Source organism: Streptomyces sp. NPDC020490, from assembly GCF_044335305.1.
In the GTDB taxonomy this organism is placed as follows: domain Bacteria; phylum Actinomycetota; class Actinomycetes; order Streptomycetales; family Streptomycetaceae; genus Streptomyces.
In genome coordinates this window covers 1-12,144 of the sequence record NZ_JBIRUY010000057.1, presented here as the reverse complement: position 1 = coordinate 12,144, position 12,144 = coordinate 1, and the positions used below count along the sequence as shown (strand labels likewise).

General features: G+C 73.1%; 12 protein-coding genes. 6 read left to right on the top strand and 6 right to left on the bottom strand.

Annotated features, from left to right (window positions below; all coding sequences use genetic code 11):
* Positions 1–38 precede the first annotated feature (38 nt).
* Positions 39–857: a lysozyme gene (locus tag ACH4ZX_RS37880; RefSeq protein WP_398283069.1), complete on the bottom strand. Its 819-nt coding sequence runs from the start codon at positions 855–857 to the stop codon at positions 39–41.
* A 352-nt stretch (positions 858–1,209) separates the two neighbouring features.
* Here ACH4ZX_RS37880 and ACH4ZX_RS37875 point away from each other — a divergent pair, with 352 nt between their 5' ends.
* On the top strand, positions 1,210–1,701 hold the full coding sequence (locus ACH4ZX_RS37875; RefSeq protein ID WP_398283067.1) for a MarR family winged helix-turn-helix transcriptional regulator: 492 nt from the start codon (positions 1,210–1,212) through the stop codon (positions 1,699–1,701).
* On the opposite strand, the gene ACH4ZX_RS37870 is transcribed toward ACH4ZX_RS37875, so the two are convergent.
* Positions 1,616–2,491 (bottom strand): PIG-L deacetylase family protein, encoded by an 876-nt coding sequence (locus ACH4ZX_RS37870; protein WP_398283065.1) that lies wholly within the window; start codon positions 2,489–2,491, stop codon positions 1,616–1,618. The genes ACH4ZX_RS37875 and ACH4ZX_RS37870 overlap by 86 nt on opposite strands.
* Positions 2,492–2,578: 87 nt before the next feature.
* A complete protein-coding gene (locus ACH4ZX_RS37865; RefSeq protein WP_398283063.1) occupies positions 2,579–3,364 on the bottom strand; it encodes a protein phosphatase 2C domain-containing protein in 786 nt (261 codons plus the stop codon).
* A gap of 378 nt (positions 3,365–3,742) precedes the next feature.
* Here ACH4ZX_RS37865 and ACH4ZX_RS37860 point away from each other — a divergent pair, with 378 nt between their 5' ends.
* The 5 genes from ACH4ZX_RS37860 to ACH4ZX_RS37840 all read left to right on the top strand — a co-directional run bounded on the left by ACH4ZX_RS37860 (position 3,743) and on the right by ACH4ZX_RS37840 (position 9,616).
* The gene (locus ACH4ZX_RS37860) at positions 3,743–6,709 is read left to right on the top strand and encodes a nitrate- and nitrite sensing domain-containing protein (RefSeq protein ID WP_398283061.1); all 2,967 of its coding nucleotides are present in this window, start codon (positions 3,743–3,745) and stop codon (positions 6,707–6,709) included.
* Positions 6,706–7,209 carry a roadblock/LC7 domain-containing protein gene (locus tag ACH4ZX_RS37855; protein ID WP_398283059.1) on the top strand — a complete coding sequence of 168 codons (504 nt, stop codon included), beginning with the start codon at positions 6,706–6,708 and terminating at the stop codon, positions 7,207–7,209. Before ACH4ZX_RS37860 ends, ACH4ZX_RS37855 begins: the two co-directional genes overlap by 4 nt.
* Positions 7,206–7,628 carry a DUF742 domain-containing protein gene (locus tag ACH4ZX_RS37850; protein ID WP_351892323.1) on the top strand — a complete coding sequence of 141 codons (423 nt, stop codon included), beginning with the start codon at positions 7,206–7,208 and terminating at the stop codon, positions 7,626–7,628. The genes ACH4ZX_RS37855 and ACH4ZX_RS37850 overlap by 4 nt, the downstream gene beginning before the upstream one ends.
* A complete protein-coding gene (locus ACH4ZX_RS37845) occupies positions 7,609–8,247 on the top strand; it encodes a GTP-binding protein (RefSeq protein ID WP_398283056.1) in 639 nt (212 codons plus the stop codon). The genes ACH4ZX_RS37850 and ACH4ZX_RS37845 overlap by 20 nt, the downstream gene beginning before the upstream one ends.
* Before the next feature lie 115 nt (positions 8,248–8,362).
* The gene (locus ACH4ZX_RS37840; protein WP_398283054.1) at positions 8,363–9,616 is read left to right on the top strand and encodes a styrene monooxygenase/indole monooxygenase family protein; all 1,254 of its coding nucleotides are present in this window, start codon (positions 8,363–8,365) and stop codon (positions 9,614–9,616) included.
* On the opposite strand, the gene ACH4ZX_RS37835 is transcribed toward ACH4ZX_RS37840, so the two are convergent.
* The 3 genes from ACH4ZX_RS37835 to ACH4ZX_RS37825 all read right to left on the bottom strand — a co-directional run bounded on the left by ACH4ZX_RS37835 (position 9,589) and on the right by ACH4ZX_RS37825 (position 11,861).
* Positions 9,589–10,785 carry an NlpC/P60 family protein gene (locus ACH4ZX_RS37835; protein WP_398283052.1) on the bottom strand — a complete coding sequence of 399 codons (1,197 nt, stop codon included), beginning with the start codon at positions 10,783–10,785 and terminating at the stop codon, positions 9,589–9,591. The genes ACH4ZX_RS37840 and ACH4ZX_RS37835 overlap by 28 nt on opposite strands.
* Positions 10,786–10,888: 103 nt before the next feature.
* Complete coding sequence (locus tag ACH4ZX_RS37830; RefSeq protein WP_398283050.1) at positions 10,889–11,215, bottom strand: hypothetical protein; 327 nt, start codon at positions 11,213–11,215, stop codon at positions 10,889–10,891.
* Positions 11,208–11,861, bottom strand: a complete 654-nt coding sequence (locus tag ACH4ZX_RS37825) for a TetR/AcrR family transcriptional regulator (RefSeq protein WP_398283048.1) — start codon at positions 11,859–11,861, stop codon at positions 11,208–11,210. Before ACH4ZX_RS37825 ends, ACH4ZX_RS37830 begins: the two co-directional genes overlap by 8 nt.
* Positions 11,862–12,144: the final 283 nt, after the last annotated feature.

The window sequence follows — 12,144 nt, the reverse complement described above, 5'->3', positions numbered from 1 at the left end:
AGGGAGGCCCGGGTCTTCACCCTGTGCCGAGCGAGGCGTCAGCCGGTGGCGAGCGCCTGCACCCGGTCGAGCGCGCCGTTGAACTTGTCGTGGTCGCCGACCGTCGGCCCGGACGAGGTGTACTGCCACATCGTGTAGTACGACCATCCGGCCGGCAGCGTCCCCGGGTCGGAGGCGTACCGCGCGATCCACAGCGGGTTGGCGGCGGCGAAGCCGCCGTAGTTGCCGGTGCACTGGGTCCACCAGCTGGTGGCCGTGTAGATCACGGCGTCGCGGCCCGTGCGGGACTTGTACGTGTTGAGGAAGTCGGCGATCCAGCTGACCATGGCGCTGGTCGACTTGCCGTAGCAGGCGGCGCCGTAGGGGTTCCACTCGATGTCGAGCGCGCCCGGGAGGGTCTTGCCGTCTCCGGACCAGCCGCCGCCGTGGTCCACGAAGTAGTTGGCCTGGGTCGCGCCGCTGGTGGTGTCCGGGGTCGCGAAGTGGTACGCGCCGCGGATCATGCCCACGTTGTACGAGCCGTTGTACTGCTGCGCGAAGTAGGGGTTCGTGTAGTACGTCCCCTCGGTGGCCTTGGTGTACGCCCACTTGACCCCGCTGCTCCACAGGGTCGACCAGGCGACGTTGCCCTGGTAACTGGCGACGTCGACGCCCTCCGTCTGGGTGGCGTCACCGGTGCTGGGGGTGCCGTCGCTGCCGTCGTGGGCCAGGACGCCCATGCCCATGTACGCGGAGCCGCGGGCGGGCGTGCCCGCGGCGGACGCCGGCACGGTGAGGACGAGGGAGAGGGCGGCGAGCAGGAGCCCGGCGAGGAAGAGGCGCCGGGGGAGGAGCGGTCCGGGTCTGTGCACGGGCATGACGTGCCTCCGAAGGCTCGGTGATGCTCGGTGGTGGTGGGGGAGGGTGCGGGGAAGTGCCGGATGTGCGGGATGTGCGGGATGTGCGGGGGGTGTGCGGTGAGGTGCGGTGAGGTGCGGGGGAAGTGCGGCGAGGTGCTGGAAGGCGCCGGCGCGGACCGGCCGGGCGCCCAGGAATGGCGTGAGCATGCCAGCAGCCGCCCGCTGAAGAAGCTACGCACGTAGACCGCGGGCTGGGAAGGGGGACCGGAGGCTGCCGTTGGTCTAAGCCTGCGAAATACTTGCCGAGCTGCGGCGATGACGGCGTTCGGCGGAAACTTTCAGGACCGGGAAAACCGAGGCGGGGACTGACGTGCACGAAGGCGGAAACGGCGGCGGACGCCGAGCGGAGTCGCAGGCGTCACCGAGTGGTGCGGACCAGGAATACCTGTCCCTGGAGCGCGAACTGACGGTTCTGCTGCGGCGCGCCCGCGCCAGCCAGGGCGAGATGGCCCGCGAGGTCCACCCGGACCTGGAACCGGCCGCCTACGGCCTCCTCGTGCGGCTGGACGAGCACGGCCGCCAGCGGGCGACGGAACTGGCCGCCTACATCGGCGTGGGCAAGGCCACCATGTCCCGCCAGCTGCGCGCCCTTGAGGAGCTGGGCCTGGTCGCCCGCGAGCCCGACCCCGCCGACGGACGGGCCTGGCTGGTCCACCTCACCGACGAGGGCCGCGGCCGGGTCGGCAAGGTCCGCGAGGCCCGCCGCGCCCGCTACGTCAGCAAGCTGGCCCACTGGGACCGCCGGGAAGTGGCCGAACTGGCCCGGCTGCTCGGTCAGTTGAACCGGGGTATGGAGCGGTAGCAGTCAGAAGCCCGGCAGGCGCCGCGGCCGGGGCGAGCGGGTGGCGCACGTACCACACGTACCACTCAGTGGCCAGCAGCTCCTCCCGCTCCGCCGCGGGCAGGGCGGTCGGCCGCCCGGGCAGGGCGCCCCGCGCCACCTCGCTGCGGTGGGCCATGACAGCGGCGATCTTCCGCTCCAGCCACGGACGGACGTCGACCCTCACGCCGACCCAGCTGTCCGGAACGCTGTGCAGAGCCCGCCCCGAGCGGACCAGGCGGACACCCAGGTCCCGCGCGGCCGAGTCGGGGTGGGTGGCCAGGAGGACCGAGTCCGGCCGCCAGGGGGCGCCGGCGTCCGGATGGAGGCCCGCCGGCCCGGCGGCCTGGGCCGCGAGCACGGTCACCCGGTGGGTGTGGACGTGGTCGGGATGGTCGGTCAGCCCGCCGCAGGGGTCGTGGGTGACGACGATGTCCGGGCGGAACTCCCGCACGTGCGCGACCAGTCGGCCCACCACCTCGTCGAGCGGCGCGTCGCACAACCGTGCCGCGCCGGGCGCCGACTGCGGGAAGCGGCCGTCCGCGTAGCCGAGCAGGCGCGGGGGAGCGGCGCCGAGCAGGCGCGGGGGAGCGGCGCCGAGCAGGCGCAGCGCGTCGGCCAGTTCGCCGGCGCGAGGGGTGCCCGCCGCCCAGGTCGCCGTGACCACCGCGGTACGGGCGCCGGCCGCCGCGTGCCGTGCGAGCAGCCCGCCGGCCGACAGGGACTCGTCGTCCGGGTGCGCGAAGACCGCCAGGATGCTGGGCAGGGACATGCGCCTCGTGCCGTCCTCTCCGGTCGTGCGGTCGTCTTGCGGTCGTCCGCCGTGCAGCCGCGGAACTCCTCGGCCGCGGCGGCCGGCTCACAGCTCCGCGTACACCACCGTCGCGTCGTCGTGTGTCTTGGCGCGGCCCAGGAACGCCCGCTGGGTGTCGGCCGCCTCCAGGGCCCGTACGCGGTTCAGCAGTGTCCGGGCGCCGTGCTCGCGCACGAGTCTCAGGCAGTCCGTCCAGTCTCCTTCCCCGAACCGCTCCACCCACCTCGCCGCCCCGTCCGTCAGCGCGGCCAGTGCCCGCACGCGGTCCCGCGGCAGCACCCCCGTCACCGCCCGGTCCGCCACCGACGGATCCGCCGCCGCCGTGAAGAACCCGCCCTCCTTGTTGCGGACGTGGGCGTCGACCAGGGCGTCCGTCGCCAGGGCGGACCGGGGCAGCCGGGCCAGCCGGTCGTCCAGCAGGGCCGTGACCGAACCGTCCGGCGACTCCACCAGCAGGACGGAGTCCGACAGGACCAGGTACTCCACCTTCTGCGTCGACCAGCGCGCCACGACCACCGTCGCCTGCGGTGTTCGTGGGTGAGAAAGGTCACAGGTTTGCGTGTGTGACTCGGCGGTGCGCGCGATGGCCCGGGACAGGGCCCGCGAGAGCGGAACATCCGGGAGGGAAAGGGTCAGTTCGGTCAGCGCCCCGCCCAGCCGCGCGGTGTACCAGGGGACCGAATGCAGACACCCGGTGCCACCCTTCGGCGGCGTCACTCCGTCCAGGACCACCAGGGCGCCACCCTGTCCCGAAGCGGGCAGGACGACAGCAACGAAATCCTCGTTGGCGAGGGTGTGGTCGCCCGGCTCCGAGGCAAGTTCCGTACGCATTCAGCCAGTCTGCACGAGCCCTTCACGAGGTTCACGAAAGGCTGGCAATCGCCGCAGGGCCGACACCTCGTCGCAGGTCAGGCGTCTGTTTTGCGGGGGAATTCGCCGCTCCGGGAATGCGTGGCGGCAAATATTGCCACTGCCCGCCGCAGACGTCCAACCGGCCCCCCGCACAGGACCGGTGCAACGGTCAGAGGAACTTGCCCGCCAACTCCCCTCCGATGTTCACTCCTTCGGGTGGCGGGTCAGGTGATGCGCGGCCACCGCCCACCGGCACTGGGAGGGTCGGGGACCGTACCGGGCACACGCGCAGTCGGCACCTGCTGACGCAACGTCACCCGGGCCCATGGGTAACACGAGTCAGGAATGCGAGCACCGGTGCAGAAGACGCGGCCTCGTCGCACAGGCAAGCAGACGGACCCCGCAGCGGGCGCGGAGCGCACGCCCGGCACTCCCGACACCGTCACCGGAAAGGGCCGGCGCACCCACGTGCGCAACCGGCTCATCGTCGCCGTGGCGGTCGTGGCGGCCGCCATAGCCGGGGCCGGCGCCCCCGCCGTCCTGGCCGCCTCCGCTCAGCTGAAGGACTCCCAGGACCTGGTCACCCTCGCCGAGCAGACCCAGGACGCCCTCGCCCTCGCCCACGCCCTCGCCGACGAGCGGGACGAGGTCACGTCGTACATCGCCGCCGGGCGGCCCAGGACGAAGGCGCCCACCGAGCAGCGCAGCGCCCGCGTCGACCGGCAGGTCGAGGAACTGCGCGCCGACCCGGACGTCCCCGCCTCCCTGCGCGGCGACCTCGACGGCATCGCCGCCCTGCGCCGGGCCGCGCTCACCGGCAAGAGCAGCGCCCTGGAGGCGCACGACGCCTACTCCGGCGCCGTCACCGAGCTGCACCGGCTCGCCGAGCGGCTGGCCGAGCAGATGCCGCCGCGCGCCGGATCGGGCGCGTACGCCCTCGCCGAGCTCGACTCCGCCGTACAGCAGGCCGCCGCCACCCGCGGGCTGCTGCTGGCGGCGCTGAACGTGCCCACGACCTCGCAGACCGTCATCAGCCCGGTCACCGGCCTGCCCACGACGACCACCTCGTCCACGTCCGCCGACGCCAAGCAGCGCGACGCCCTGACCACCGCCGCGGTCCAGGCCCGCCTGCGCTCCGACGCCGCCCTCGCCGGCTTCCGCGAGAGCGCCGCCAAGGCCGCCCTGACGTCGTACGACTCCACTGTCACCGGTCCCGAGGTGAACTCCGCGGAGAAGTACCTCGCCTCCCTCACCGACCAGCCGACGCTGTCCGACTCCGACCTCGGCACCAGCACCGGGAAGCTCGACGCCGCGCTGTCCGCCCGCATCGACGCGATGCGCGGCGTGGAGTCCGCCCTGTACGAGCGCCGCACCAAGGACCTCGCCCAGCTGCGCGACGACGACGTCACCGCGCTGGAGATCCGCATCGCCGTCCTCGGCGCCCTCATGCTGCTCGCCGTCGGCGTCGCCACCGCCATGGCCCGCACGCTGACCCGCCCGCTCGCCGTGCTGCGCCTCGGCTCGGCCCGGCTCGCGCAGGCCGAGGACCCGACCGCCGAGGAACCGGTCAAGTTCACCGGCCGGAACGACGAGTTCGCCCAGGTCGTCCGCTCGGTCAACGCCCTGCACGCGCACGCGGTCGCCCTCCACGAGCGCATCGCCACCCTGGAGGCCGACCGCAAGCACCTGGTCGGCCAGCGGCAGAAGATGGCCGACGCCCGCGAGGAGCTGCGCACCGAACTCGCCGACTCCGCCGCCCAGCTGGGGCGGCTGCGGGACAGCATCGGCGGCACCTTCGTCAACCTCGCCCTGCGCACGCTCGGCCTGGTCGAACGGCAACTCGCCGTCATCGAGGGCCTGGAGGAGCGGGAGCAGGACCCCGACCGCCTCTCCACCCTGTTCAAGCTGGACCACTTCGCCACGGTCATGCGCCGGCACAGCGAGAACCTCCTCGTCCTCGCCGGCACCGAGCACGTCCAGCAGCACGCCGGCCCCGTGCCGCTCGTCGACGTCGTCCGCGCCGCGGTCAGCGAGATCGAGCGCTACGAGCGCGTCCGCATCGCCGCGCTGCCGCCGCACGCGCACGTGGCCGGATTCGCCGCCGACGACCTGTCCCACCTGCTGGCCGAACTCATGGAGAACGCCACCGCCTTCTCCCCGCCCGACCTGCCGGTCGAGGTCTCCGGCTGGCTCCTGGAGAACGGCGAGGTCATGCTCTCCGTCCAGGACGAGGGCATCGGCATGACCCCCGAGCGGATGACCCGCCTCAACGCCCGCCTGGCCGAGTTCGACCCGGAGTCGCCCTACGACCAGGAGGGCGAGGACGGCCTCGGCCTCTACGTCGTCGCCCGCCTCGCCCACCGGCACGGCGTGCGCGTCCAGTTGCGCGACCAGAAGCAGGCCGGCGTCGCCGCGGTCGTGGTCCTGCCCACCCCGCTGCTGGCGTCCGCGCCGTCGGCCGTCGTGCCGGCGTCCGCCTCGCCCGCACCGGGCACCGCCGCCTCCTTCTCCCTGCCCGGCGCCGACGCCGAGGCCAACTCCAACGTGCTGCACGGCCGTTCCGACTCCGGCGACCCGCTGGTGGCGCTGGCGGAGAAGGCGGTGCGCGAGCGGGGCGACGCGGACGGGGACGCGGCCGGGGCCGTACGCGGGGAGCGGCCCGCGCCGGACGAGACCGCGGACGGGCCTGCGCGCGAGGGCCTGGAGAAGTCCGCGCGCGAGGGCGGGGACCGGGCCGCGCGAGCTGCCGCGGCGGGGACCGCGGGAGCGACCGCCGGCGAGACCGCCGAAGCCACCGCGCGAGCGGCCGGCGCGGGGGGCGCTGACGCCGCCGACGAGCCGGAGGCGGTTCGCGAGCGGCCCGCCGAGACCACGATGGAGCTCCTGCTCCCGGCACCGCCCGAGGAGGAGCCCCCGACCCACACCCACCCCGCGTCCGCCGGGGAAGGCCCGCAGCAGCCGCCCGCGCCCGACGGCGAGGACGGCACGAGCGGAGCCGCCGACGCCGGGCACGCACCCGGGGAGGGCGACGCCGCGGCGGAACACACCCGTACCGCGGACGAAGAGCCCGTCACCGACAAGGGTCTGCCCAAGCGGACCCCGAAGATCACCGCACCCGCCGAGGTTCCACGCCCCCGGAGCGGTTCCGTCGACGCCGAAGCCCTGCGCCGCAGGCTCGGCGGCTTCCGTCGGGGGGCGGAGGCCGGATACCGCGACGTGACGGCGGAGATCGCTGAACGGACCGGCCAGAACCGGACGCCGGAGGCAGCGGAACCCACACCCGAACAAGCCACGGGGGGCACAGTCGAGGAGGCAAGCAGTTGACCGCGCCCAGTACCTTCGGACTGAGCAGTGAGGCCCGTAACCTGCACTGGCTGCTGACCAACCTCGTCGAGGAGGTGCCGGGCATCCAGTCGGTCGCGGTGGTCTCCTCGGACGGCCTGCTGCTGCTCTCGTCGGACCCCGGACGCCACGAGGAGGCCCGGCAGGCGAAGACCGGCACGTCCGGCGGACCCCGCGGCTCCGCCGCCGACCTGGCCACCGTCGTCTCCGGCATCGGCAGCCTCACCGTCGGCACCGCCAAGCTCATGGACTTCGGCGGCGTGAAGCACACGATGGTCGCGATGGACGAGGGCAGCCTGTTCGTGATGTCGATCAGCGACGGCTCCCTGCTCGGCGTGCACGGCTCGGCGGACTGCGACATGAGCGTGGTGGCCTACCACATGGCCCTGTTCGTCGGCCGCGCCGGCCACGTCCTGACGCCCGAACTCCGCAGCGAGCTACGCAAATCCCTGGAGTCGCAGTCCGCGGGGAGCCCCCGATGACCAGTGCGCCGAAGAACAGCAAGCAGCACCTGCCGGTCCGCGGCGGCGACCGCAAGCCCGCCCGCGTCCGTCCCTACTCGCTCACCGGCGGCCGCACCCGCTTCGGCCACGTCCTCCTCGTGGAGACGTTCGTGGCGGCGCTGGAGGCTCCGGAGGAGCGCAAGGAGCTGACGAATGGATCCCTCACCACCCGGGTCATGCCGGAGATGCGGGCCATCGTCGAACTGTGCCGCCGCATGCGCACGGTGGCCGAGATCGCCGCGCTGCTGAAGATGCCGCTCGGTGTGGTCCGCGTGCTCCTCAGCGACCTCGCGGACCAGGGAAAGATCCGCGTGTACGGCACGGGAACCGGTCACGGCACCGGCCGTCCGGACCGCGCTCTGCTGGAAAGGGTGCTGAGTGGACTCCGCCGTCTCTGACGCCGCCCATGGCGTCTCCCCCCTCGCCGAACCGGACGAGGACCTGAAATCCTGGCAGACGGACCGCACCCGTGCACCGATCGCCACGAAGATAGTCGTGGCCGGTGGCTTCGGCGTGGGCAAGACCACGCTGGTCACCACCGTCTCCGAGATCACGCCCCTGCAGACCGAGGCGCTGATGACCGAGGCGAGCGAGGAGCACGACGACCTCACCGCCACGCCCGGCAAGCTGACCACCACCGTGGCCATGGACTTCGGCCGCATCACGCTCGACGACGACCTGGTGCTCTACCTGTTCGGCACGCCGGGCCAGCAGCGGTTCTGGTTCATGTGGGACGACCTGGTGCGCGGCGCGATCGGCGCCGTCGTCCTGGCCGACACCCGCCGCCTGAAGGACTGCTTCCCGGCGCTGGACTACTTCGAGAGCTGCGGACTGCCGTACGTCGTCGCGGTCAACCACTTCGACGGCAGCGAGCGGTTCGAGCCGGAGGACGTGCGGGAGGCGCTCACCATCCCCGCGCACATACCTGTCATGATCATGGACGCGCGGCGCCGGATCTCGGTGATCGAGACCCTGCTGTCCCTCGTGGCCCACGCCCTGGAGGAAACGCCCGCGTAGTCCCCTCCGCCGTTCGTCCGCCGTTCGTCCGCCGTTCCCAGTCGTCCCTCCGTCGTACCCAGTCGTCCCTCCGTACCTAGTCGTTCCTCCGTCGTACCTAGGAGAGCCCACCCGCATGCGGAAGATACTCGTCGTCGGAGCCGGCCAGTCCGGCCTCCAGCTCGCCCTCGGACTGCAGTCGCACGGGTACGAGGTCACCCTGATGTCGAACCGGACGGCGGACGAGATCCGCACCGGCCGGGTCATGTCGACGCAGTGCATGTTCCACACGGCGCTGCAGCACGAGCGCGATCTCCAGCTGAACTTCTGGGAGTCCCAGGCCCCGAAGATCGAAGGACTCGGCGTCTCGGTGGCGGCCCCGGGCTCGTTCGAGCCAGGACCGTCGCAGCGTGCGATCGACTGGGTGGGCAAGCTCGACGGGTACGCCCAGTCGGTCGACCAGCGGGTGAAGATGTCCGGCTGGATGGAGACGTTCGCGCAGCGCGGCGGGCAGCTCGTCATCCACGGCGCGGCGGTCTCCGACCTCGACTACTTCTCCCGCGCCTACGACCTCGTGCTGGTCTCGGCCGGCAAGGGCGAGCTGGTGCAGATGTTCGGCCGGGACGCCTCGCGCTCCCCCTACAGCGAGCCGCAGCGCGCGCTGGCGGTGGCCTACGTCCACGGGCTCGGCCCGCGTCCGGAACACCCGGACTACGACGCCGTCCGCTGCAACCTGGTGCCCGGCGTCGGCGAGATGTTCGTCATGCCGACCCTCACCACGTCCGGCCGCGCGGACATCCTGTTCTGGGAGGGCATACCCGGCGGCCCGCTCGACGTCTTCAACGGCGTCAAGGACCCGGGCGAGCACCTCTCCCTGACCCTGGAACTCATGGAGAGGTTCCTGCCCTGGGAGTACGAGCGGGCCACCAAGGTCGAGCTGACCGACGCCGGCGGCACCCTCGCCGGCCGCTACGCGCCCACCGTCCGCAACCCCATCGGCCGGCTGCCCGGCGGCGGACTGGTCCTCGGCGTCGCGGACGTCGTCGTCGCCAACGACCCGATCACCGGGCAGGGCTCCAACTCCGCCTCCAAGTGCGCGGCCGCCTACCTCGCCTCGATCCTCGAGCACGAGGACAAGCCGTTCGACGAGGAGTGGATGCAGGCCACGTTCGACCGGTACTGGGACACCGCCCAGCACGTCGTCAAGTGGACCAACGCGATGCTCGCGCCGCCGCCGGAGCACGTGCTGAACCTCATCGGCGCGGCCGGCCAGCTCCAGCCGGTCGCCGACCGGTTCGCCAACGCGTTCAACAACCCGGCCGACTTCGAGAACTTCTTCTACGAGCCGGAGAAGACGGAGGCCTACCTCGCCTCCGTGGCCGGGGCCTGATCGGGGGCTTGGTCAGGGGTCTGGGCTTGGGCCTGGCCTTGGGCTTGGGCCTGGCCTTGGGCTTGGTCCGGGTCTCGGTCGGGGGCTTGTGAACGGGCCTGGTCGCCGTCCGGGCGTACGGCTCCGAGGATCGGGTACGACGCGACCGGCGAGACCTCGACCCGCTCGCCGGTCCGCGGAGCCTCGATCACCTTCCCGTCCCCCAGGTACATCGCCACGTGCGTCGCCTCGGGGAAGTAGACCACCAGGTCGCCTGGGCGCAGCTCCGTCAACGGGACCCTCGGCAGCCGCGCCCACTGCTCCTGGCTGGTCCGGGGGATGGGCCGGCCTGCCTGCGCCCAGGCCTGCGCGGTCAGGCCCGAGCAGTCGTACGACTCCGGTCCCTGGGCGCCCCACTCGTACGGCTTCCCGAGCTGCTCGGTGGCGTAGCGCAGGGCCCGGTCGCCCTCCGGCGAGGGGGCGCGCTCGGGGCCCAGCGCCCCGGACGCCGTGAGGTGCTGCTGCGCCTCGTCGACGTTCTCCGCTTCCAAGTTGCGTAGTCTGCTGAGCTGTTCGGGGGTGAGGGAGGCGAGCGCCTGCTCCACGTCGTGGAGTTTCGCGCGTACGTTGTCGCGCTGCTTCTGCTGCCGGGCGGCCAGGGTGAGCTGGTCGTCGAGGGCCTTGCGGGCCTTGCGGGCCAGGTCGTCGGCCTTCTTCTCGGTGCCGGTCAGGCGGCCCACCGTCTCGGCGCGCTCCCGCGCCAGCCGGCCGATCACATGGCCCTGGTCGAGGGCGTGCTGCGGGTCGCGGGCCAGCAGCAGCCGTACGTAGGGGGAGATGTCCGTGCTGTCCTGGTACTCCTGCCGGGCGAGACGGCCCGCCGCGCCCCGGCTGTCGTGCAGGCGGAGGCGGGCCCGGGCCAGAGCGCCGTCCAGGCGGACCACCTCGGCGCGCTGCCTGCGGAGCTGCTCGGCGGTGGCGTTGTAGGTCTCGGTGGCCTGCTCGGCCTGCCGGTAGCGGGCTTGAAGGTCCGTCAGCAGGTCGGCGACGGTGCGGTCGCCGGGTTCGGGCGCGGGCGCGGGCGCGGCTGCGGGCGCGGCCGTGGCCGTGGTCGTGGCGGGCAGCGGTGCGAGGGCCGTGCAGGCCGCCGTCGCCGCCGTGCACGCCAGGCGCAGAAGCCTTCCTGACACGTCATCACCTCCGGCGCGGGGTGGCCCCTCCACCCCGCATCGCGAGCTTCGGACGTGTGCGGCGGGTCCGCGCGCCGGGTGTGCGCGCATCGGCGCAAGCGCGTCACCCGTCGGTGTCGTCGGGGGTGCCGTCCGGCGTGGTGTCTCGCGCGGGGTCCGGTTTCGACCACGGCCACTTCAGGCCTGCCCGGTGACCGGGGGCGTACTCGTACTTCCAGCCCAGCGTCAGGCCCAGCCGCTTGCTGTGGCCCCGGGGGACGCGGCGGTAGACCAGCACGGTGGGCGGTCCGCCGTCGGGGTCCGGGACCGGGATGCGGTACGTCTTGGGCGGGTGCCCGGTGGGGCCCACCAGCACGGGCAGCACGCGGCCGTCCATCGGGCCGCCCTCGAAGGGGGTGTCTTCGCTCTTCACTCGACCAGTGTCAGACATCCTCGGCCAGCGTCCGCACCAGCGCCGCGGTCTGCTCGTCCCGGGACGCGGTGACCGTCAGGACCGCGGCGAACTGCTCGACGAGCCAGTCACGCAGTTCGTCGACGGGCGGCTGCTTGTCCTCGTCCAGCCAGATCAGGGAGGCCGCCTCGACCGCGGTGATCCACATCCGGACCGTCATGCGCAGCCGCGGGCCGGGGTCGGCGACATCCAGGTGGCTGAGGATGTGCTCGGCGGCGGCCCGGCGTACGCCGTCCACGATGGCGGTGGTACGGGACGTCGAGACGACGCTGCCGCCCTGGAGCAGCGCGCTGAAGCCGGCGTCGTGCTGGTCGACGAAGGTCAGGTAGCGGTCGAGGGCTCGGGCGAGACGGGGCAGGAGCGGGCCCTCGCGGGGCTCGTCGAAGCACTCCCGGAGCTCGTCGGCGGCGGACCTGAGCGCGGCCTCGTACAACTGCTGCTTGCCGCCGGGGAAGTACCGGTACACCAGGGGCCGTGACACCCCGGCCGCCTCCGCCACGTCGTCCAGGGACACGTCCTCGGGTGCGCGGTGCGCGAAGAGGCTCAGCGCGGCCTCCAGGAGCTGGCTGCGGCGTTCCTCGACGCTGAGGCGGCGGTAGGCGGGGGTGGGGGCCGAGGGGGTCATGGACCGCAGCGTAACCGGAGGTCCGGGTGGTGGGTGCCTGCGGCGGCTGTGGGGTTCGGTGGGGGTGCGCAGTGCCTGCGGCGGTCTGTCGCGGTCGGTGGGGGTGCGGGGTGCCTGCGGCGGCTGTGGGGTTCGGTGGGGGTGCGCAGTGCCTGCGGCGGCCTGCGCGGGTTTCGGGGGGTGCGCGTTGCGCGGGCGGTGGGGGGTGGGTCGGGGCCGGGGCGGGGGGGGGCGGGGGGGGGGGGGCGGGGCGAAAGGGGGTGGGGAGGGGCGGGGGGTGTAG

Bases quoted from the DNA above. Each gene is read 5' to 3' on its own strand.
- ACH4ZX_RS37830 (WP_398283050.1), bottom strand. From the start codon at position 11,215: ATGTCTGACACTGGTCGAGTGAAGAGCGAAGACACCCCCTTCGAGGGC.
- ACH4ZX_RS37870 (WP_398283065.1), bottom strand. From the start codon at position 2,491: ATGTCCCTGCCCAGCATCCTGGCGGTCTTCGCGCACCCGGACGACGAG.
- ACH4ZX_RS37880 (WP_398283069.1), bottom strand. From the start codon at position 857: ATGCCCGTGCACAGACCCGGACCGCTCCTCCCCCGGCGCCTCTTCCTC.
- ACH4ZX_RS37840 (WP_398283054.1), top strand. From the start codon at position 8,363: ATGCGGAAGATACTCGTCGTCGGAGCCGGCCAGTCCGGCCTCCAGCTC.
- ACH4ZX_RS37825 (WP_398283048.1), bottom strand. From the start codon at position 11,861: ATGACCCCCTCGGCCCCCACCCCCGCCTACCGCCGCCTCAGCGTCGAG.
- ACH4ZX_RS37865 (WP_398283063.1), bottom strand. From the start codon at position 3,364: ATGCGTACGGAACTTGCCTCGGAGCCGGGCGACCACACCCTCGCCAAC.
- ACH4ZX_RS37850 (WP_351892323.1), top strand. From the start codon at position 7,206: ATGACCAGTGCGCCGAAGAACAGCAAGCAGCACCTGCCGGTCCGCGGC.